The organism is Nonomuraea sp. NPDC003707 (genome assembly GCF_053587055.1).
Window position 1 is genome coordinate 265833 of the sequence record NZ_JBSFNK010000006.1, and the last position, 21022, is coordinate 286854.

General features: G+C 71.6%; 17 protein-coding genes. 11 read left to right on the plus strand and 6 right to left on the minus strand.

The features are described from left to right. The first annotated feature begins 7 nt into the window (after positions 1-7). Positions 8-901, plus strand: a complete 894-nt coding sequence (locus tag ACWDRB_RS18140; protein ID WP_449895135.1) for a sensor histidine kinase — start codon at positions 8-10, stop codon at positions 899-901. After that, positions 898-1605, plus strand: coding sequence for a response regulator (locus ACWDRB_RS18145; protein WP_449895138.1), 708 nt, complete (start codon positions 898-900; stop codon positions 1603-1605). The genes ACWDRB_RS18140 and ACWDRB_RS18145 overlap by 4 nt, the downstream gene beginning before the upstream one ends. Positions 1606-1614: 9 nt before the next feature. On the opposite strand, the gene ACWDRB_RS18150 is transcribed toward ACWDRB_RS18145, so the two are convergent. Further along, the gene (locus ACWDRB_RS18150) at positions 1615-1857 is read right to left on the minus strand and encodes a hypothetical protein (protein WP_449895141.1); all 243 of its coding nucleotides are present in this window, start codon (positions 1855-1857) and stop codon (positions 1615-1617) included. Between the two features lie 151 nt (positions 1858-2008). Between ACWDRB_RS18150 and ccmA the strand changes: the two genes are divergently transcribed. Further along, on the plus strand, positions 2009-2632 hold the full coding sequence (ccmA, locus tag ACWDRB_RS18155; RefSeq protein ID WP_449895143.1) for a heme ABC exporter ATP-binding protein CcmA: 624 nt from the start codon (positions 2009-2011) through the stop codon (positions 2630-2632). A gap of 68 nt (positions 2633-2700) precedes the next feature. After that, entirely contained in the window at positions 2701-4182 is a 1482-nt protein-coding gene (locus tag ACWDRB_RS18160; protein WP_449895146.1) for a DUF6297 family protein, read from the plus strand. A gap of 5 nt (positions 4183-4187) precedes the next feature. Here the strand turns inward: ACWDRB_RS18160 and ACWDRB_RS18165 are convergent, their stop codons facing one another. Both ACWDRB_RS18165 and lepA read right to left on the minus strand, forming a co-directional pair. After that, positions 4188-4679 carry a GNAT family N-acetyltransferase gene (locus ACWDRB_RS18165; protein WP_449895148.1) on the minus strand — a complete coding sequence of 164 codons (492 nt, stop codon included), beginning with the start codon at positions 4677-4679 and terminating at the stop codon, positions 4188-4190. Between the two features lie 31 nt (positions 4680-4710). After that, the gene (gene lepA / locus ACWDRB_RS18170; RefSeq protein ID WP_449895151.1) at positions 4711-6579 is read right to left on the minus strand and encodes a translation elongation factor 4; all 1869 of its coding nucleotides are present in this window, start codon (positions 6577-6579) and stop codon (positions 4711-4713) included. 14 nt (positions 6580-6593) lie between these two features. On the opposite strand from lepA, the gene ACWDRB_RS18175 reads away from it, so the two are divergent. From ACWDRB_RS18175 to ACWDRB_RS18205, 7 genes are all read left to right on the plus strand, one after another. Beyond that, positions 6594-7586: a hypothetical protein gene (locus tag ACWDRB_RS18175; RefSeq protein WP_449895153.1), complete on the plus strand. Its 993-nt coding sequence runs from the start codon at positions 6594-6596 to the stop codon at positions 7584-7586. A 172-nt stretch (positions 7587-7758) separates the two neighbouring features. Then, positions 7759-8031, plus strand: coding sequence for a 30S ribosomal protein S20 (rpsT, locus tag ACWDRB_RS18180; RefSeq protein WP_364240069.1), 273 nt, complete (start codon positions 7759-7761; stop codon positions 8029-8031). Between the two features lie 195 nt (positions 8032-8226). Continuing rightward, the gene (locus ACWDRB_RS18185; RefSeq protein ID WP_449895156.1) at positions 8227-11280 is read left to right on the plus strand and encodes an FtsX-like permease family protein; all 3054 of its coding nucleotides are present in this window, start codon (positions 8227-8229) and stop codon (positions 11278-11280) included. Next, positions 11277-13841, plus strand: a complete 2565-nt coding sequence (locus ACWDRB_RS18190) for an FtsX-like permease family protein (RefSeq protein WP_449895158.1) — start codon at positions 11277-11279, stop codon at positions 13839-13841. The genes ACWDRB_RS18185 and ACWDRB_RS18190 overlap by 4 nt, the downstream gene beginning before the upstream one ends. Further along, positions 13838-14755, plus strand: coding sequence for an ABC transporter ATP-binding protein (locus tag ACWDRB_RS18195; RefSeq protein ID WP_449895160.1), 918 nt, complete (start codon positions 13838-13840; stop codon positions 14753-14755). The genes ACWDRB_RS18190 and ACWDRB_RS18195 overlap by 4 nt, the downstream gene beginning before the upstream one ends. Further along, positions 14748-15440: an ABC transporter ATP-binding protein gene (locus ACWDRB_RS18200; protein WP_350724889.1), complete on the plus strand. Its 693-nt coding sequence runs from the start codon at positions 14748-14750 to the stop codon at positions 15438-15440. Before ACWDRB_RS18195 ends, ACWDRB_RS18200 begins: the two co-directional genes overlap by 8 nt. 86 nt (positions 15441-15526) lie before the next feature. Beyond that, positions 15527-16660: an epoxide hydrolase family protein gene (locus ACWDRB_RS18205; RefSeq protein WP_449895162.1), complete on the plus strand. Its 1134-nt coding sequence runs from the start codon at positions 15527-15529 to the stop codon at positions 16658-16660. Positions 16661-16677: 17 nt separating this feature from the next. On the opposite strand, the gene ACWDRB_RS18210 is transcribed toward ACWDRB_RS18205, so the two are convergent. From ACWDRB_RS18210 to holA, 3 genes are all read right to left on the minus strand, one after another. Continuing rightward, entirely contained in the window at positions 16678-17739 is a 1062-nt protein-coding gene (locus tag ACWDRB_RS18210) for a zinc-dependent alcohol dehydrogenase family protein (RefSeq protein ID WP_449895165.1), read from the minus strand. 423 nt (positions 17740-18162) lie between these two features. Then, complete coding sequence (locus ACWDRB_RS18215) at positions 18163-19056, minus strand: helix-turn-helix transcriptional regulator (protein WP_449895167.1); 894 nt, start codon at positions 19054-19056, stop codon at positions 18163-18165. 825 nt (positions 19057-19881) lie between these two features. After that, the gene (holA, locus tag ACWDRB_RS18220) at positions 19882-20853 is read right to left on the minus strand and encodes a DNA polymerase III subunit delta (RefSeq protein ID WP_449895169.1); all 972 of its coding nucleotides are present in this window, start codon (positions 20851-20853) and stop codon (positions 19882-19884) included. Positions 20854-21022: the final 169 nt, after the last annotated feature.

Genomic DNA, 21022 nt, shown 5'->3' on the forward strand with positions numbered 1-21022 from the left:
TTTCGGGGTGCCTGTCGCGCTGATCGCCCTCGCCCTGGCCGTGGTCCTCTCCATCGCCCTCAGCACCCTGACCGACGGCGGCGCCGCGATCGGGGCTCTGCTCATCTCCGTCAGCCTGGCCGTCACCCGCTTCACCCTGCGCCAGGCACTGCCCATCGGCCTGCTGGCCGTCGGGGGCCTGGTCGTGGCGGGTGTGATCGTCGACAACCCGGTCCGGGATCTTCCCCTCATCCTCAGCACCTGCCTGATCTTCCTGATCTCGTACGCGGCCAGACAGCGCAAGGCCACCAGGGCCGCCGAGGCGCGAGAGGCCGTGCTCGCGGAACGGGCCAGGATCGCCAGGGAGATCCACGACATCCTCGCCCACTCCCTCTCGGCCCAGCTCGTCCACCTGGAGGGCGCCAAGTTGCTGCTGCGCGCGGAGCGCACGGCCGAAGCGCTCGACCGGGTCACCCGGGCCCGCGACCTGGCCAAGTCGGGGCTCGATGAGGCCAGGCGCGCGGTGCAGGCGCTGCGCGAAGACCCGCCCGCGCTCCCCGTGGCGCTGCGCACGCTGGCGGACGACTTCGAGGGCGCCGCCCACCAGGCCTGCACGCTGCGCGTCTCCGGCCCCGAGCACCGCCTGTCGCCCGAGACGGAGCTCGCCCTGGTGCGCACCGCCCAGGAAGCCCTCACGAACGTACGCCGCCACGCCCCCGGCAGCCCGGCCACGGTCGAGCTCGACTTCGACCGGCTCTGGTGCGAGCTGCGCATCACCAACCCGGCCTCCGCCGAGAAGGGCTCGCCCGGGGGCGGCTACGGCCTCGTGGGCATGCGCGAACGGGCCGAACTGCTCGGCGGGACACTGTCGGCAGGCGAACACGACGGCGGCTTCCAGGTGCGCCTGAAGGTGCCGGCATGACCGGGGGCGCCCGGATGACCACGGTCATCGTGGTGGACGACCAGGCCGTGGTGCGCGAGGGCCTGGTGCTGCTGCTCGGGCTGCTGCCGGACATCGAGGTGGTCGGCTCGGCCGGGGACGGCGAGGCGGCGCTGCGGCTGGTCGAGGAACGGCGGCCCGACGTGGTGCTCATGGACCTGCGCATGCCGCGCATGGACGGCGTGGAGGCCACCGGCCGCATCCGCGCCGGGTTTCCGGACACCCAGGTCGTGGTGCTCACCACGTACTCCGACGACGAGTCCGTCTTCGCGGCGCTGCGAGCGGGCGCGCGCGGCTTCCTCACCAAGGACGCGGACGCCGACGACATCGCCAGGGCCATCGCCACGGTGAAGCGCGGCGACGCCCAACTCGACCCCACCGTCCAGCGCCGCCTCCTGGACACCATGTCGGCGCCCACGAGGCAGACCCCGGCCACAACCGGAACCATCCCTCCTCCTCCTGGCATCGTCCGTGACGGGCTCCCCGACGGGCTGACCCCGCGCGAGGGCGAGGTGCTGGCTCTCATCGCCGACGGCCTCTCGAACACCGAGATCGCCGGCCACCTCTACATCTCGGAGGCCACCGTCAAGACCCACATCAACAACCTCTTCGCCAAGGCGGGCCTGCGGGACCGAGCCCAGGCCGTCTCCTACGCCTTCCGGCACGGGGTGGCGCGCCCGCAGTGAGCCGGCCGATCAGGCGCGCCTGAGCTGGGACTCGCCGTCGAACCCGGCCAGTTGTAACAACGTCTCCAACGCCGCCTGCCTGGTCTCCTCGACCGAGTCACCCCGTTCGCCGAAACACTCCGCCGCCACGTCGAGCAGCGCCGCCACCACGACCGCGTCGGGATAGGGCACGTCGACGAGCACGGTGCCGTCGCCTCCCTCCTCTCCCGAAACCAGGTGGAGCCTCAGCAGCCGTCGAGTCTCCTCAGCCACAGCCACCCCCAACACGGCGGCACGCTCGAATCGCTCAGAAGCAATCACGTCACCCTCCAGTCGCACTGGTGTTCGGAATAGAAGGTAGGCGATGGCACCGACAGAAAATCGTCGCGATCGCCTGTGCGATCGGCTGGCTAGGCTCGAATCCGTGTACGACTCGATCATCAGCGTTCACGGCCTCACGGTCGAACTCGGCGGCAACCCCGTGCTGCGAGACATGGAGCTGACCGTGTCACCGGGCGAGATCGTGGCGGTCGTCGGCCCGAACGGGAGCGGCAAGTCGACCCTCCTGCGCTGCCTGGCCGGGCTCCAGCCCGCGACCTCCGGCGAGGTCAGGGTGTTCGGGGAGCCGCCGGCCGACGACGCCGCCTTCTGGCGCCAGGTGGCGATGCTCGGCGACGAGCCCGCCTGGTATCCGGGGCTCACCGCCCGCGAGCACCTGGAGCTCATGGGAGCCGTGCACGCCGAGGCCCGCATGGAGGTGGAGGCGGCGCTGGAGGTGTTCGCGCTGGTGGAGCGGGCGGACGCGCCGCCGCTGAACCTGTCCACCGGGCAGCGCCAGCGCCTCTCCCTGGCCTCCGCGCTGCTCAGGCCGAGCACGTTGCTGCTGCTCGACGAGCCGGAACGCGGCCTGGACGCCGGTTTCCGGGCCCGGCTGGCCGATCTGCTCGAGGAGTACGCGGGCGAGGGAGGCACCGTGGTGATGGCCACGCATGATCACGGCCTGGCCGGGCGCGCCCGCCAGGTCTCACCGTCAGGGGTGGACGCGTGAGCGGAGCCGACGCGCCTCCTGGAGGCGGACGCATGAGCGGAGCCGACGTACCCCTTGGGGGTGGACGCGTGAGCGAGGCCGCAGGCAGTGTGCGGGTGGTGCGGGCGTATCTCCGCTCGCGTGGCCCGGCCCGCGGTGGCCTGCTCGATCGGTACGTCGCCGGGTTCGGGCTGGCGATGCTCGCCGCCGTGCTCGGCCACCCGCTCACCACCGTGCTCCAAGGGCTGGCCGGAGCCGCCGATCCCGCCCGCGTGAGCGCGGGAGCGGCCCTGCTCGCGCTGGCGCTGGCCGGTTTCCTGGCCGCGGCCCGCGCGGCGGGACCCGTGATGCTGTCCGCCGCCGACGCCTCCTGGCTGCTGCCCTCGCCGCTGAACCGGCGGCACCTGCTCGGACGCACCGCCCGGGTGCTGTTCACGGTGGCGGTGGCAGCCGGGCTGCTGCTCGGGCTGGGGCTGGTCGCCGTGCTGGGCGCCCCCGACCAGCTCGTGTGGCGCCTGCTCGGCGCCATGGTGCTGGGCGTCTCGGCGACCGCGGGCGGGATGGCCCTGGCGGTGCTCGGTCAGGCGTCCCAGTCGTGGCAGGTCTGGCTGACGTCCGCGACGGTCGCGCTGCTGGTGGCCGCCGTCGTGACCGTCAGCGGGCAGCTGCGCACGGTGCTCGCCGTCGCCGCGAGCGCTCCCTTGTCGGCGGTGGCCGTCACCGCGGCCGTCGCGGCGGCCTCCTCCGCCCTGCTGGTACGCCACGCATGGACGTCACTCGACCGGATCCCCACCCGTACCCTCGTCACCGCCTCGACCCGGGCGGGACGCGTCGCGAACGCGGCCGTCGGCCTCGACCCCGATGCGCTCACCTGGATAGCGGAGGACAACCACTGGCGGGCCAGGAAGCTCAGCTCGCGGCGGTGGCCGGCGCTGCCCGCGCCTTTCGCGCTGGCCTGGCACGACTGGCGCCGGGTGGGCCGCAGGCCGGGGCGTCTGGGGGTCATGTTCGCGATGTCCGCGTTGCCCGCCGTGCTGGCGCAGGCGGGCGGCGCGCCGGTGACGCTCGGGGCGGCCGTGCTGGCGGGTTCGCTGGCCGTGGCGGCGGTGAGCGTGTCGGGGGCGCGCAGGGACGGCGACAATCCGGCCCTGTCCAGGCTGCTCGGCGTGGACCGCCGCCAGGCGCTCGCGGCCCGCGCGGTGCTGCCCATGCTGCTGAGCGGCGCGTGGGCGACCCTGGGGCTGGCCGCCCTGAGCGCGGGCGGCGCGCTGCCGGGGGCGTGGTGGCTGTTCGGGCCACTGGCGGCCCCCGCGCTGGCCGCGGCCGCGCTGCGGATGGCCAGGAGGAGTCCGGTCGACCACTCCATGCCGATCATCGACACCCCGGGCGGCGCGATCCCGACCGGGCCGCTGCGCTGGGCGCTCACCGGGGTGGACCTGGCCGTGCTCGGGTGTCTGCCCGCCGTTGCCGCGCTGCTGTCCCCGCCGGGCCCGCTGGGCGGCTTCCTGGCGGCTCAGGCCGTCGCGGGCGCCCTGGTGCTGGTGGGGTACGTGGTCCGCAACCGCGGGTAGGGCGCTCAGGCCACGTACACGACGCTCTCGACGCCCCCGTACGGGATCGTCCGGTCCCTGCGCATGCCCGCCCGCTCCGCCACCTTCAGCGACGCCAGGTTGTCGGGCCGGATGACCGCGACGACGGTCCCGAGCCCCTTGCCGACTCGCAGCGCCGCCTCCACGAGCTCTCCCGCGTACCCGTGGCCCCAGGCGGACGGCCGGAACCGGTAGTAAAGGTTCAGCACCTCGTCCCCGCCGACGATCGCGCGGCGCAGCCCCCCGAACCCGATCACCTCCGACCCGCCGATCGCCCGCGCGGCCCAGTAGCCGATGCCGCGCTCGGCCCAGTCGGCGAGCCACAGGTCCAGCATGGCGCGGCTGGACACCAGGTCAACGCTGGGGCCCCCGGGGTTGTGCACGTTGGTACGGGGGTCGGAGTGAAGCTCATGGACAGCGGTCAGATCGTCGAGCGTGACCCGCGAAAGGACCATGCGCGCGGTTTGCACCACTTCCATGCTTTCAGGGTAGTCGCCTACCCCGAATGCCCTACTTCTTCTTGTCGGTGGACGACTCGGTGGACAGCGCGGCGACGAAGGCCTCCTGGGGCACCTCCACGCGCCCGACCATCTTCATCCGCTTCTTGCCTTCCTTCTGCTTCTCCAGCAGCTTCCGCTTACGGGAGATGTCACCGCCGTAGCACTTGGCCAGGACGTCCTTGCGGATGGCGCGGATGTTCTCGCGGGCGATGACCCGGGCCCCGATGGCGGCCTGGATCGGCACCTCGAACTGCTGCCTGGGGATCAGCTCGCGCAGCTTCTTCGCCATGTCGACGCCGTAGGTGTAGGCCTTGTCCTTGTGGACGATGGCGCTGAACGCGTCCACCGGCTCACCCTGCAGCAGGATGTCCACCTTGACCAGCTCGGCCTCCTGCTCGCCGGCGGGCTCGTAGTCGAGCGAGGCGTAGCCGCGGGTGCGCGACTTGAGCTGGTCGAAGAAGTCGAAGATGATCTCGCCCAGCGGCAGCGTGTAGCGGATCTCGACGCGGTCCTCCGACAGGTAGTCCATGCCGAGGAGCTGGCCGCGCCGCCCCTGGCAGATCTCCATGATCGCCCCGATGAACTCGGACGGCGCCAGGATCGTCGACTTGGTGACCGGCTCGAAGACCTGCGCGATCTTCCCACCCGTGGGGAACTCCGACGGGTTGGTGACGGTGAGCTCCTTGCCGTCCTCCATGACCACGCGGTAGACCACGTTGGGGGCCGTGGAGATCAGCGACAGGCCGAACTCGCGCTCCAGCCGCTCCCGCACGATCTCCATGTGCAGCAGCCCCAGGAACCCGACCCGGAACCCGAACCCGAGCGCCGCCGACGTCTCCGGCTCGTAGACCAGCGCCGCGTCGTTGAGCTGCAGCTTGTCGAGGGCCTCGCGCAGCTCGGGGTATTCGTCGCCGTCGATCGGATAGAGCCCCGAGAACACCATCGGCTTGGGGTGCTCGTAGCCCGCCAGCATCTCCTGGGCCGGCTTGACCGACGAGGTGACCGTGTCACCCACGCGCGACTGGCGCACGTCCTTGACGCCGGTGATCAGGTAGCCCACCTCGCCGACGCCCAGCCCCCGCTCGGAGACCTTGGGCTCGGGCGAGATGACGCCGATCTCGAGCGTCTCGTGGGTGGCGGCGGTGGACATCATGAGGATGCGCTCGCGCTTGCTCAGGTGGCCGTCCACGACCCGCACGTACGTGACGACGCCGCGGTAGGTGTCGTAGACGGAGTCGAAGATCAGCGCCCGGGCCGCCGCGTCGGCGTTGCCCACGGGGGCGGGAATCTCCCGGACCACGTGGTCGAGCAGCTCGCGGACGCCCTCGCCGGTCTTGCCGGACACCCGGAGCACGTCGGACGGGTCGCAGCCGATCAGCCCCGCCAGCTCCTCGGCGAACTTCTCCGGCTGCGCCGCCGGCAGGTCGATCTTGTTGAGGACGGGGATGATGTGCAGGTCGGCGTTCATGGCCAGGTAGAGGTTGGCCAGCGTCTGCGCCTCGATGCCCTGGGCCGCGTCGACCAGCAGGACCGCGCCCTCGCACGCCTGCAGCGACCTGGACACCTCGTAGGTGAAGTCGACATGGCCAGGCGTGTCGATCATGTTGAGCACGTGGCCGTCCCACGGAAGCCGCACGGCCTGCGACTTGATCGTGATGCCCCGTTCGCGCTCGATGTCCATCCTGTCGAGGTACTGGGCACGCATGGAGCGCTCGTCGACCACGCCGGTGATCTGCAGCATCCGGTCGGCAAGGGTTGACTTGCCATGGTCGATGTGCGCGATGATGCAGAAGTTGCGGATCAACGCGGGGTCGGTCTGGCCAGGCTGAGTGCGCACCGAAGTCCGTTTCGACAGGGTTGAGGTCGAGCAGTCTTTCATGGTGACATGCCCGGGTGAATGCCCGAACCGTCATCCGCCGCGGCCTGCGCCTGCTCGCGCTTGCCTTGGCCATCGTGGTCGCGCTGGTCGGCCTCCTCGCCGCCGCGCTTCGACTCCAGTTTACCGGTGCACCGGCGGCCTGGGCGAAGAGCACGGGCAACGACGCGCTCTGGCTGGGCCACGCGTGGGTGGACGGCCGCCGCACGGAGCGTGACGTCGAGCAGTTGGCGGTACGGCTGCGCGCCACGGGGATCAAGGACGTGTACGTCCACTCCGGCCCTTTCAACTGGGACGGCACCTTAAGCCCAGACAAATACCCCAACGCCGGAAATTTCGTGAAGTGGTTACGCGAGCGCCTCCCCGCGGTCCGCATCTCCGCCTGGCTCGGCCAGTCCGTCAAGAACGGCCTCGACCTCGACGACCCCAAGTCCCGCGAGAACGTCCTGTCCGGCGTCGCCGCCATCATGAAACAGGGCTACGACGGCATCCACTACAACTTCGAGCCGATCGGCGACGGCGACACCGAGTTCCTCGACCTGCTGGAGCGCACCCGCCGGCACACCGGCCTGCTGTCCACCTCCACCCCGCAGATCGAGCCGTACCCTGGCCTGCGCCTGACCGCCAGGGCCCTGCTGTCGCACGACAAGTACTGGTCCCAGGGCTACTTCAAGCAGGTCGTGGACCGCGTGGACCAGGTCGCCGTCATGACGTACGACTCCTTCACCCCCCTGCAGTCCCTCTACGGCGGCTACGTCGCCCGCCAGGCCGGGCTGGCCCTGGACCTGGTGCCCGCCGCCAAGGCCCTCTACATCGGCGCCCCGGCCTACCACGACCACGGCGTGCCCTGGCTCGACAACGCCGAGAGCGTCGCCATGGCCGCCGAGGGCGCCCGGCTCGCGCTGTCGGAGCACGGCCGCCGCGAGCGCTTCGGCCTGGCCCTCTACGTGGACTTCGCCGCCACGGAGGAGGACTGGCACGAGTACGCCACACGGTGGATGATCGGCTAACGTAGGGTTCCCGCGCCGAGCGAGCGCCGAGCATCCGAAACGCCGATGCTCAAGTACGCGTTGATTTGAGAGCCGACCTGAGTTATTGGTATCCTGTTCAACTGCGTGTGGCGCGCCCTCTCTCGAGCCCGCGCGCCCCATCCATCACTCAGACTTTCACCGAGGCTTCTTCGTGGCGAACATCAAATCCCAGATCAAGCGCAACAAGCAGAACGAGAAGGCTCGCCTGCGCAACAAGGCGGTCAAGTCCTCTCTGAAGACGGCCGTCCGCAAGTTCCGCGAGGCCGCCGAGCAGGGCGACACCGAGCAGGCCGCCGTGCTGCAGCGGGCCGCCGCCCGCCAGCTCGACAAGGCCGTCAGCAAGGGCGTCATCCACAGGAACCAGGCCGCCAACCGCAAGTCCGCGATCGCCAAGCAGGCCGCGGCGCTGGCCGCCGCCAAGTAAGTCGGCCGCCAGGCAGAACGCCTGGCACAGGAAACGCCGCACTCCCTCCGGGGGTGCGGCGTTCTCGTTTTCGCACGCTTTTGTCACAGTTTCGATATCACACGCCCGTATCGGGTGCGTCACCGTTCCAAAGATCGCCTTGCCCCGCTGCCCGAACCTGCCCGAAGGTGCACTAAAACGGGCGAAGGGGGACACATGCGGGGGCCGTTGGTCGTCAAACGTGCGCTCAGCGAGCCGCTGCTCCTCCTGGCCGCCTTCGGCTCGATCCTCCTGGCCACGACCACGCTGGTCGCGCTGACCATGTACGCCTCCTCCATCGCGGACGCCGGTGTCCGCAGGACGATGGAGACGGCCTCGTACCGCCAGACCGCCGCCACCGTCAGCGCCCCCGTGACGGCCGAGACGTTCCCGAAGTTCGACCGGTCGGTACGCGCCGAGTTCGCCAAGGCCTACGCACGCCCGCCCGCCGTCACCACCAGCTTCCGCTCCGACTCCTACGTCATGCCGGGCCAGGACGCCCAGGAACGGCCCGAGCTGCTCAGGTTCGGCAGTTACGACGGGCTCGACCAGCACGCCAGGCTCGTTTCGGGCTCCTGGCCGCGCGCCGGCGGGGACCGGGTGGAGGCCGCGATCTCGCTGTCGGCGGCCTCGGCGACCGGGCTCAAGGCGGGGCAGGAGTTCACCACGAAGGGCCGCCTCGACCCGCGGCCGGTCACGGTCCGCATCGTGGGCGTGTTCCAGCTCAACGACCCGTTCGGCGAGCGGTGGGCGGGTGAGCAGCTGCTCAGCCGGGGTGTGGAGCGCGGCGAGTTCACCACGTACGGGCCGCTGATGGTGCCGCGCGAGACGTTCGTCGCCCGCTTCGCCACCAGCGTGAACGCGACCTGGACCGCCGTACCCGACCTGCGCACGCTCACGCCCGCCCAGCTGCGCCCGCTGGCCGGAGCGATCGACCGGCTGGGCGAGCGGCTGAAGGCGGACGGCTGCGGCAGTTGCGCGGCCGCCAGCCGCCTGCCCGAGATCCTGACCCAGCTCGACACCGCGTCCCTGGTGGCGCGCTCCACGATGCTGATCCCGGTGCTGCAGCTGCTGCTGCTGGCCGCGTACGCGCTGATGCTCACCGCCCGCCTGCTCGCCGACCACCGCCGCATGGAGGTGGCGCTGCTGCGCTCGCGCGGCGCGGGCACGGCGCGACTGGCCGCGCTGGCGGGCGGCGAGGCGCTGCTGGTGGCGGTGCCGTGCGCGGTGGTCGCGCCGTTCCTGGGCCCGCCGCTGCTCGCGCTGGTCAACCTGCTGCCCTGGATCAGGGCCTCAGGGGTACGGCTGGCGCCCTCGGCCGATCTGGGCACGTTCCTCGTGTCGTTCGGCGTGGCCCTGGCCGCGGCCGTCCTGCTGGTGCTGCCGGCGCTGGCGGGCGCGCGGCGCACGTACGTGGAGGAGCAGGCGGCGCGCGGGCGCGGCGGCGGGCGCGGGCTGATCGAGCGGGCGGGCGCCGACCTGGCGCTGCTGGTCGTGGCCGGGCTGGCGATCTGGCAGCTCCAGCGCTACGGCGCGCCGGTGACCGCGACGGCCGCGGGCGGGCTCGGCATCGACCCGCTGATCATCTCCGGGCCGGCCCTGGCCCTGCTCACGGGCGGCATGCTGGGGCTGCGGCTGGTGCCGCGCGTCTCGAAGCTGGCCGAGCGGGTGACGTCCAGGCGGCCGGCGCTCGCCCCGGCGCTCGGGGCCTGGCAGGTGAGCAGGCGGCCGCTCAAGTACGCGGGCCCGGCGCTGCTGCTGACCATGGCCATCTCGATCGGCATCGTGTCCATGGCCACCGCGTCCACCTGGCGGGCCTCGCAGGTCGACCAGGCCCGCCACCAGGCCGGGGCCGACCTGCGGCTGTCCGGTCCCCCTGACGGGCCGGAGCTGGGGGCGCTCGGGCGCGGGACGGCGTTCACCGCGCTGCCCGGGGTCACGGCGTACTCGCCGGGATTTCGCGGGCAGACCGAGGTGAGCGGCGAGAGCGCGCTGCTGCTCGGCCTGGACGCGGGCAAGCTCGGCGAACTGTTCCACCTGCGTGCCGACCTGTCCGAGCAACCGGTCGGGGAGATGTCACGGGCGCTGGTGGGAGGCCTGGCGGGCAAGCTGGACCTTCCCGGGCAGCCGTCGGCGCTCACGCTGCGGGCGGAGGCGGACGGCGAGCTGCCGCTGCGGCTGGTGCTCTCCGACGCGCTCGGCGTGTGGCGCGACGTGTCGCTCGGTGTGCTGCGCAAGGGTGAGAACCGGATCGACGTCGACCTCCGGGCGCTGGCCGGGCGTACCGGGAAGATCACGTACCCGCTGTCGCTGCGCGGCCTCGTCGCGGGCACCCCCCAGACCCCCGCGAACCTGACCCTGACCGGCCTCAGCGCCGACGGCCGCGAGGTGGCGACGCCGCCGGTGTCCATGAAGGTGACGCGGCCTGCGGTCGCCGGCCTCGCGCCGCTGCCGAAGCCCGGACCGCTGCCGGTGGTGCTCACCGCCGACCTGGCCGCCTCGCTCAAGCTGGCCGTCGGCCAGGTCGGGCCGGCCAGCATCGACCGCAGGGTGCTCCAGGTGAAGGTGGTGGGCGTCGTGGACAGCATGCCGACCACCCCCGCGGGGCAGAAGGCCGTGCTCGCCGACTGGGGGACGCTGCAGACGTACGAGCTGGCCGCGGCGCAGTTGCCCAGGCCCGCCACCGAATGGTGGCTCGCGGCCGGTGACACCGCGCCCGCGGTGAAGGCGCTCCAGACGCGGCCCGAATGGGACGTGACCGCGCTCGACCAGCGCAGGCTCGCGGCCGAGCTGCGGGACGACCCCCTGGCCAGCGGATTGCAGGGGGCGCTGATGCTCGGGTTCGCGGCGGCGCTGGTCTTCGCGACGCTCGGTTTCCTGGTGAACGCGACCGTCGCGGCCCGGGAGCGCATGGGCGAGTTCGCGATCCTGCGGGCGCTCGGGGTGAGCTCCCGGCAGGTGTTCGGGGTGCTGGCGGTCGAGCAGGCCTTCGTCATCGGGCTGTCGCTCGTCGCGGGCACCGGACTCGCCGTGGTCGTCGGCGCGCTGGTCGTGCCGCACATCGTCCTGACCGGGCAGGCCTCGGCCGTCACCCCCGGCGTGGTGCTCGACATCCCGTGGGCGGCCACCGCGGCGATGCTGGCGCTGGTGGCCGCGGTGCTGATCGCCATCGTGGCCGGGCTGGCCCGCCGCCTGCGCGGGCAAAACGGGCAACTCGTGGAGGAACGGTGAGGATCGCCCTGCTCGCCCGCGTGCACCTGGGCGCGATGGCCGTGCTCTTCGTGCTGGCGCTGAGCGCCTGCCTACTGGTCGCGGGGCTGCCCAGGGCGATGCAGGCGTCGTTCGACGAGGCGCTGCGCCGCTCGCTGGTCGCCGCCCCCGCGGTGCAGGCCGACCTGACGGTGTCCGTGGAGTCGCGTTCGTCCGAGGAGGACCTGCACGAACGCGGCCAGTTCGACGCCCGCGACCGCCGCTGGCGCCAGATCCTGCCGCCGGCGCTGCGCCCGCTGGCGACCGGCGCGGGCCACATGAGCGCCAAGACCACCTTGACGCCCGTGACCGGGACCCGTGGCCATACCCACATGAACCTGGGCTGGCTCTCCGACGCGGACCGGCGCGTGGACTGGGTCCAGGGACGGGCGCCCGGCAAGCCCTCGACCATGCGGTACGAGGGCGCGACGATCCCGGTCTTCGAGGTGGGGATCGTCGCGGAGGCCCTGCCCGAGCTGGGCTACCAGGTGGGCCAGACCAAGATGGTCGGCGAGAACGACTACGCCGCCCTGAAGATCGTCGGCGCTTTCAAGGCCAAGGACCCCCGTGACCGCTACTGGTCCCACAATGTCGACCTCCTGCAGGTCCTCAAGACGGAGACGCCGGGCAGCGACGAGTTCGAGAAGCACGTCACGACGCTGATCCCCGACGAGGGGCTGACCGCGCTCAGCGGCGAGGGACGCAACCTGTCCTACCACTGGGTCCTGCCGATCGACGCCCGTGGCGCGAGCGCGCTGGCCGCGCCCGACCTCCAGGCGGCGGTCGCCGAGTTCGGGCGGGTGGCCGCGCTCCAGTCGACGGCCAGCCCGTACCACCTGGACACCGGGCTCTCCAAGCTGCTCGGCGACTTCCTCGCCGAGGTGGCCACCGCGCAGACCGTGATGTACCTGGTGCTCGGCGGGCTGCTGGCGGTGGCGCTCGGCGTGATCGCGCTGGTCGTGCTGCTGCTGGGCAACCGGCTCGATCACACGCTGTCCCTGGCGCGGGCGCGGGGCGGGTCGCTGCGGCAGGTGGCCGGGACCGGGGCGCTGCTGACCGGCGTCGCGGTGCTGCCCGCCGCGCTGGCCGGGTACGGGCTGTCGTTCCTGGTGCCCGGGCCCGCGCTGCCCATCGTGCACCTGGGGCCCTTGGTCGTGGTCGTGGCGGCCGTCGGGTTCGCCGGGGTACGGCTGGCCCTGGCCCATCGGACGCCGCTGCACGAGCGCCGCGACGACGTGTCCGCCGGTCGGCCCTCCGCCCGGCGGGTCACGCTGGAGGTGCTGGTCGTGGTGCTCGCGCTGGTCGGCGCGTACCTGCTGCGGGCCCGTGGCGCCTCGCAGGATCCGTTCCTGCTCCTGGTGCCCGTCGGTCTGACGCTGGCGGCGGCGTTGATCACCTTGCGCTGCTATCCATACCCCTTGCGGCTGTTCGTACGGCTGGCCGCGCGCGGGCGGGCGGCCGTGCCGTTCCTGGGGCTGACCAGGGCGGCCAGGGCGCGCTCCGCCGGCGTGCTGCCCGTGCTGATCCTGCTGCCCGCGCTGGGCGTGTCGGTGTTCGCCGCGGTGATCTCCGGCGGGATCGCGGACACGCAGCGGCTGGCGTCCTGGCAGCAGGTGGGCGCGCCGATCAAGGTGACGTCGGACTTCGAGATCCCCGCCGCCTCGATCGACCGCGTGCGGGCGACGCCCGGGGTCGAGCAGGTGCTGATCGCGCAGACCGGGCGGGTGCAGGTCGGGTACGGCGCGGAGCGGGCCGAGGCGCTCGCCGTGGACGTGGCGCAGTGGCGCCGGATCCTGGACGGCGCCCCGATCAGCGTGCCCCCGCTGTCCGATGGCGCGCTGGTCTCCCCGGAGCTGCGGGGACGGGGGACGTTCGAGATCGGGTGGCAGTCGAGGGTGAAGCTCGCCACGCGGGGCGTGGTCGAGTCGGTGCCCAGTTTCTTCACCTCGGGGAAGTTCATGGTCGTGCCGCTGGGCGTGCTGACTCGGCCCGCCCCGAACACCCTGCTGATCAAGGGCGACGTCTCCCCTGACGTGCTGGCGCGGCTGGTCCCGTCCGCGACCGTGGAGTCGCAGGAGGGGGCGCTGAGCGCCATCCAGGACGACCCGCTCACCAGCACCGTGCGCTGGACGCTGGTCGTGGTGACGGTGGCGCTCGGCTCGTACGCGCTCGTCGCCGTCGTGCTGGCGCTCGTCATCGGCGCCGCCGAGCGCGCCAGCGCGGTGTCGTTCCTGCGCACGCTCGGACTGTCGGACCGGCAGGCGCAGCGGCTGACCGTGCTGGAGATCCTGCCCATGATCCTCATCACCGCCCTGGTCGGGCTCGGCCTGGGCCTCGGTCTGCCGTACGCGCTCGGGGCCGGCGTGGACCTGTCGTCGTACGCCGGGGACCTGCCGGTCGGCGACTACTCGCTCGACCTGTTCGTTCCTGTGCTGCTGGCGGGCGGGCTCACCGCCGTCGCCGTGCTCGGCGCGTACGCGCACACCGCCATCAGCCGCCGCCGCAACCTCGGCGCCGTCCTTCGAGTGGGGGATCTCTCATGAACCCGACCCTGTCCGAGCTGGAAGCCAGGGCCACGCGGGAGAAGGCCGCGTTCGGCGGCGACGCGCACATCGTGTGCGACAACCTCGTACGCATCTACAAGACCGAGGGCGTGGAGGTCGTCGCGCTGCAGGGGCTCGACCTGGTGATCGACAAGGGCGAGCTGGTGGCCATCGTGGGCGCCTCGGGGTCGGGCAAGTCGACCCTGCTCAATGTGCTGTCCGGGCTGGACGTGCCGACGGCCGGGGTGGCCAGGGTGGCGGGGACGGACCTGCTGTCGATGAACGCCCGCGACCGGCTGCGGTACCGGCGGTCCGTGGTGGGCTTCATCTGGCAGCAGACCGCGCGGAACCTGCTGCCGTACCTCTCCGCCAGGGAGAACGTTGAGCTGCCGATGAAGCTGGCCGGTCGCCGCGGGGGCCGCGCGCTGGAGCTGCTGGAGTTGCTGGGGGTTGGGTACTGCGCAGACCGCAGGATTCCCGAAATGTCGGGCGGCGAGCAGCAGCGGGTCGCCATCGCCGTCGCGCTCGCCAACTCCCCGCAGCTCATCCTCGCCGACGAACCCACCGGCGAGCTGGACAGCGAGACGTCTGAGCAGGTGTTCGACGCGCTGCGCAAGGCCAACAGGGAGCTGGGGGTGACCGTGGTCGTCGTGACGCACGACCCGCTGGTGTCGGAGCAGGTGGACCGTACGGTGGGCATTCGCGACGGGCGTACCAGCAGCGAGACGCTGCGGCGCGAGGGCGCCGAGGGGCAGATCGTCGCCGAGGAGTACGCCGTGCTGGACCGGGTCGGGCGGCTGCAGCTGCCGCGCGACTTCATGAACGCGCTCGAGATGGAGCGGCGGGTGCGCCTCGAGCTCGAATCCGACCACATCGGCGTGTGGCCCGCCCGGGAGGAGCCCTCTGATGACTGACTCGCCCCTGGTCGTGGTGGAAGGGCTGCGCAAGGTCTACCGGACCGGGCCCAAGGAGGTCGTGGCGCTGCGGGAGGTGTCGTTCTCGGTGTTCCCGGGCGAGCTCGTCGCGGTCCGCGGGCGGTCGGGGTCCGGGAAGACGACCCTGCTCAACCAGATCGGCGGCCTGGACAAACCGGACGCCGGACGGGTGGTCGTCGCCGGGCACGAGGTCACCGCCATGTCCGAGGACGACCTGCTGGCCCTGCGCCGCGACGTGGTGGGATTCGTGTTCCAGTCGTTCGGGCTGATCCCGGTGCTGTCCGCGGCGGAGAACGTGGGGGTGCCGATGCGGCTGCTCCGGACACCGACGGAGGAGCGCGAGGCTCGCGTACGTCTTCTGCTGGCGTTGGTGGGGTTGGAGCAGCACGCCAACCAGCGGCCGTACGAGCTGTCCGGGGGGCAGCGGCAGCGGGTGGCCATCGCCAGGTCCCTGGCGAACCGGCCCCGGCTGCTGGTGGCCGACGAGCCCACGGGGCAGCTGGACTCGCAGACCGGGCGGCAGATCATGGAGCTGCTGCGGGCAGTCGTACGGAGTGAGGGGGTCACGGCCCTGGTCGCCACCCACGATCCCAGCTTGATCACGCTGGCCGACCGGGTCCTGGAGATCAACGACGGCATCATCCACGAACCCGCCCTCACCTGACTCACTCCACTGAGCCGATAATCCGGTTGATCCGGATCGCCGACCGGTGGTAGGCCAGTGGATATTTCAGCTGATCGGAGATATGCGTGACTCTTTCGCCGTTCCGCATCGAGGTACCCGGCGACGCGCTGGACGACCTGCGAGCTCGACTGCGCGCGACCAGGTTCATGGACCGCACCGGCGCCAATGCCTGGCAGGCCGGAGCCGACCCCACGTACCTGCGGGAACTGGTGACGTACTGGGCGGAGGAGTTCGACTACCGCGCCCGGGAGGCCGAGCTCAACGCGCTGCCGCACCACCGCGAGCGGGGCCTGCATTTCGTCCGGATCGCCGGAGTCGGTCCCGCACCCATGCCCATCCTCCTCTGCCACGGATGGCCGAGCAGCTTCCTGGAGATGCTCCCCCTGGCGGCCCGCCTCGCCGATCCCGCCCGCCACGGCGGCGACCCGGCCGACGCGTTCGACGTCGTCATCCCGTCCATGCCGGGCTTCCTCTACTCCGAGCTGCCGTCGGAGCCGCTCACCCGGGCCGCGATGGCGCGAATGCTGCACACGCTGATGACCGACACCCTGGGGTACGACCGGTACGCCGCCTTCGGCGGCGACATCGGCGGGGCGGCCACCCAATGGCTGGCCACGCTTTACCCGGAGAAGGTGATCGGCATCCACCTGATCCATCCCCCGTTCCCCGCGTCGTTCGGCGACCCGCCGATGTCGGCGGAGGAGCAGGCGTTCGTGGCGGCCGAGGAGGCGTACGACGAGCTCGACGGCGGCTACAGCGCCATCATGGGAACCCGGCCCGACACCATCGCAGCCGCCCTGATCGACTCACCCGCCGGACTCGCCGCCTGGATAGTCGACAAATACCGGGATTGGAGCGACTGCCACGGCGACCTGGAGTCCCGCTTCGACCGCGACACCCTGCTCACGATCCTGACGCTGTACTGGGCGACCGGCTCGATCGGCACGTCGTTCAGGCAGTACTACGACTGGGCCCACAACACCCCCCGCCCGCCCATCACGGTGCCGACAGCCATCACCCTCAGCCACGAACCGGTCCTGTCCGGCATCCCCCGCTCGATCGCCGAACGCGCCTGCACCGACCTGCGCCACTGGAGCGAACCCGGCCGCGGTGGCCATTTCCTGGCCCTGGAGGAGCCTGCGCTGATGCAGGAGGAGCTCACAACGTTCTTCCGCCCTCTCCGCCCAGCCGCGAAGTAGTCAGGTCGAGCGCGGCTCTACGGGTGGAGAAGCACCTTGATCGCGCGGCGTTCGTCCATCGCGGCGTAAGCGGCGGTGATGTCGGACAGGGGCATCTCCGCGTCGAACACGCGTCCCGGCTGGATGGTGCCGTCCAGGACGTCGGGCAGGAGCTCGTCGAGGTAGCTGCGAACGGGCGCGACGCCGCCGCGCACGCCGACGTTGGAGCTGAACATCGTGCCGACCTCCAGGGGGCCGCCGTAGGGCACGCCGACGAAGCCGACTTGACCGCCGGGCCGCGCCGAGCGCAGCGCCTGGTCCATCGACTCCTTCGTGCCGACGCATTCGAGAACGGCGTCCGGACCGATTCCGTCGAACATCTCCTTGAGTTCGGCGATACCCGCGTCGCCACGCTCGGGGACGATGTCGGTCGCGCCGAATTGGCGTGCGAGTTCCTGCCGGTCAGTGTGGCGTGACATGGCGACGATGCGCGATGCCCCGAGGCGTTTGGCCGCGATGACGGCGCAGAGTCCGACCGCGCCGTCGCCGACCACGGCGACGGTTGAGCCCTCGCTCACGCCGCCCGAGACGGCGGCGTGGTGGCCGGTGGGCATGACATCGGACAGCGTCAGCAGGCCCGGGATGATCGAGAGGTCGGGCCGTCCGGGGACGACGACGAGCGTGCCGTCGGCGAGTGGGACGCGTACGCGCTCGCCCTGGCCGGCGTCCGCGGAGCCCCCGGTCCGGGGGTCGCTGCCCCAGAACCCGCCGTGGAGGCAGTGGACGCTCCAGCCGTTACGGCAGTTGATGCAGGTGTTGTCGCAGATGTGGAACGGCGCGATCACGAAGTCGCCGGTCCGAACATTCTCGACGTTCGCGCCGACCTCCTCGACCACGCCGACGAACTCATGTCCGATGCGCCGGGGCGCCTCGACCTTGTCGATACCGCGGTAGGGCCACAGGTCTGAGCCACAGACGCAGGAGGCGACGACGCGGACGATCGCATCCAGCCCGCCGCCCGGTCCGTCGGTCGCCAAGACCGGGTCGGGGACGTTCTCCAGACGAACGTCTCGGTCGCCGTGAATGATTGCGGCCTGCATATTTCCCCTTTAATAGTCATGCGTGTCGTTTCCGCGTGGTCCACGCTAGGGGCGGGTTCGCGGCGGTGGGAGTCACTGTCAGTGACCCCCAAGCGCGTCACACCAGCGAGCGGCAAGACCCAGCGCCAGACGACGCAGAACCGAACTGCAGGATCGAACTGCAGGACCGAACAGCGCAGGACCGAACGCGTGGCGGATCATCGCAGCTGCGGCCTCGTCCTCCTGAGACCGGCCGTCCCCGCGCCGGACCACCGGTCCCGGTAGACGTCATCGCTGTACTCAGGTCAGGCGGCCGTCCCCGCGCGCCGGGGCTGCCGGTAGCGATCTCGCGGTAGCGGTAGGCGTACGACGGCCCGCGATGCGCGCCTGTCGCGCCAACCGTGGCGGCCCGGAACCCGGCCTCTTCGGTCCCAGAGCTCCCGCTTACGCGCTACGGGCCGTACGCCACCGCGCGTGCTGGTCGTTCGCGTCATCACGCGCCCAGAGCGCCAGCAGTTTCAGCGAATCGTAGGCGGCCGTGCCGGGCTCGGGGTTGAAGACCAGGATCGACAGGTCCGGGTCGGCAGCCAGATAGAGGCTCTCGTACGGCAGGTCCATGCGGCCGACGACCGGGTGGTCGACCGGCTTGATCCCACTCGAGTGGCGATGCACGTTCTGGGACGCCCATCGGGTGGCGAACTCGTCATTGTCGAGCAGGTCCTCGATGAGGTCGGCGAGGTCGTGATCGTGCGGCTGCACGCCGAGCTCCGCGCGCAGGATCGCGGCGATGTTGTCAGCGACAGAACTCCAGTCGACCCACAGCGCACGGGCCGCCGCCTCGTTCCGGAAGTGGAACCAAGCGGCGTTCACCGGGTCGCGGGTACCGTCGTACATCGGCGCGTACAGGGCCCGGCCCACCAGATTGGCCGCGACGATGTCCAGGCGCTTGTTCAGCGCGAACGCCGGCACGTCACCGAGCGCGTCCAGCAGGTACTGCACCTGCGGCCGCACGTGCCGCACGATCCGCACAGGTGTGCCGCCCTCGCTCGAAGCCAGAAACAGCCGGCCAAGGTGCTCACGCTCGACGTCGTCGAGACGCAGCACCCGCGCCACGGCATTGATGACCGACGGCGACGCGCCCGCCGCGTCGCCACGCTCCAGGCGCGTGTAGTACTCGACGCTGATGCCCGCCAGCAGAGCGACCTCCTCCCGGCGCAGCCCCTTCACCCTGCGCCGCAGGTCGCGCTCGGGGATGCCGACGTCGCCGGGACTCACGCGGGCGCGACGAGTCACCAGGAAATCGCGGATCCGAGCGCGAATCTCTCTGTTGTCAGCCATACCTCCAGGTTATGAGCCTGAGCCTGGCCCGAGGACTCCCTTCTCAGTGCCCCTCACCACCGCGAGATCCATGCCCCATTGACCCCGGACCCGCGTCCCGACAACACCTGACCGAACAACACGGCCCGCCCCAGTCACCCCTAGGCATCCAGCCGCCTGTCCTCGCCCCTAGGCATCCGGCCGCCTGTCCTCGCCACCAGCCACCCGGCCGCCTGCCTCGCCCCCGGCACTCAGCCGCCTATCCTCGCCACCAGCCACCCCCGCGAGCCCGGCAGCCCCGGCACCCGGTACTCGCCGCGCGAGCCCAGCGGCCCAGGACCGGGGCCCGGAACCCTGCACCTCCGCCAGCCCAGCAGCCCGGCACCCAGCATCCGGCACCATCGCCTGGCCCAGCCCGCTTTCACCACCCCCAGCGGCCCAAGGCCGGGGCCGGGGCCCTGCACCCGCGCCAGCCCAGCAACGCGGAACCCTGCACCCGGCCCGCTACCGCCTGGGCCAGCCCGCCTTCACCACTCCCCAGCGGTTCCGTGACGCGTGGGCCGACCCCTCATCGCCCGACACTCGCCCACTCTTTTGTCACCCGCCCGGTTACCGTTCGACGTGCCCTGCGAACGTCCGCTCCCGCACCCCAGCCCACGCTCAGCCGACGACCTAAGCTGCCTCCGTACACGCGCTGCCGACCACACGCCCGACCAGCCCGTTCACCGCACCACCCCATACGCCGAGCCGACGCCCAAGCCCGACCTCGATGGCCGGTACAGCCAGTCCGTATGGACCTCCCCGGCCTGGCACCTACCGGGACCAGGGTGGGGCATCGACCGCCGACTACCGCCCCGTGCGGCTGGCCACGATCACCTGCACCGCGTGCTCCAACGCGTACGCCGGGTCCGCTCCCCCACCCTTGACCTGCTCATCCGCACCCGCCACAGCCTGGATCGCCCTGGACAGCCCTTCAGGCCCCCACCCGTTCAGCTGCCGCTTCACCCGATCGACCTTCCACGGCGGCATGCCGACATGGCTGGCCAACTGCCCGCCTCGGAGGTTGCGCGGTGCGCTGCCGACCTTGGCCAGCGACCGCAGGCCCCCGGCCAGCGCACTCACCAGCAGTACGGGCGCGACCCCGGTGCCGAGAGCCCACCGCAGTTGCTCCAGCGCGTCGGCCAATCGCCCCTCGACAGCGGAGTCGGCCACGTTGAACCCGGTGACCTCGGCCCGGCCCTTGTGATAGCGGGCCACGGCGGGCACGCTGATCGTCTTGTCCTCCGTGTCGAACACCAGCTGGCTGCACGCCGCCGCCAGCTCCCGCAGGTCGTTGCCCACGGCGTCGAGCAACGCCTGAGCCGCGTCCCCGGAGATGCCCCGCCCGGCCCGCTTGAACTCCCCCTTGATGAAGTCCAGCCGCTCCCCCGCCTTGGTGACCTTGTTGATCGTGACCACCGTGGCCCCGGCCTTCTTCACCCCGTCGACCAGCGCCTTCCCCTTCACCCCGCCCGGGTGCGACAGGACGAGCACGGTGTCGTCGGAGGGCTGCTTGGCATAGGTGACGACCTCGGTGATGACGTCCTTGGAAAGATCCTGAGCCGACCGGATCACCACCACGGAACGATCGCCGAAGAGCGACGGAGAGGTCAGCTGCGTCAGCTCACCGACCGCGATCTTCCCGCCCATGAGGTCTTGCACCTCGGCTTGCGGGTCGCCGGCCCGCGCCGCCGCGACGACACTGCTCACCGCCCGCTCGGCCAGCAGCTCCTCATCACCGAGGACCAGGGTCACAGGTGCTGGATCGGTTCCCGCCATGTCAGGCAGCATGCCATGCGTCACCGACAACCCGGTACTCGGAGCACACCCCGTACACGCCACCGGGCCCTGACGCCCTTCGCAGCTCCGGCCCGCACCGCACCCCTCAGGCCCAGCCCGCAACCCTCAGACCCGGCCCGCAGCCCTTAGGCACGATCCCCCACAGCTC

Coding starts and splice junctions, on each gene's coding strand:
- ACWDRB_RS18145 (WP_449895138.1), top strand. CDS start 898: ATGACCGGGGGCGCCCGGATGACCACGGTCATCGTGGTGGACGACCAG.
- ACWDRB_RS18165 (WP_449895148.1), bottom strand. CDS start 4,679: ATGGAAGTGGTGCAAACCGCGCGCATGGTCCTTTCGCGGGTCACGCTC.
- lepA (WP_449895151.1), bottom strand. CDS start 6,579: ATGAAAGACTGCTCGACCTCAACCCTGTCGAAACGGACTTCGGTGCGC.
- ACWDRB_RS18185 (WP_449895156.1), top strand. CDS start 8,227: ATGCGGGGGCCGTTGGTCGTCAAACGTGCGCTCAGCGAGCCGCTGCTC.
- ACWDRB_RS18195 (WP_449895160.1), top strand. CDS start 13,838: ATGAACCCGACCCTGTCCGAGCTGGAAGCCAGGGCCACGCGGGAGAAG.
- ACWDRB_RS18200 (WP_350724889.1), top strand. CDS start 14,748: ATGACTGACTCGCCCCTGGTCGTGGTGGAAGGGCTGCGCAAGGTCTAC.
- ACWDRB_RS18210 (WP_449895165.1), bottom strand. CDS start 17,739: ATGCAGGCCGCAATCATTCACGGCGACCGAGACGTTCGTCTGGAGAAC.
- ACWDRB_RS18215 (WP_449895167.1), bottom strand. CDS start 19,056: ATGGCTGACAACAGAGAGATTCGCGCTCGGATCCGCGATTTCCTGGTG.
- holA (WP_449895169.1), bottom strand. CDS start 20,853: ATGGCGGGAACCGATCCAGCACCTGTGACCCTGGTCCTCGGTGATGAG.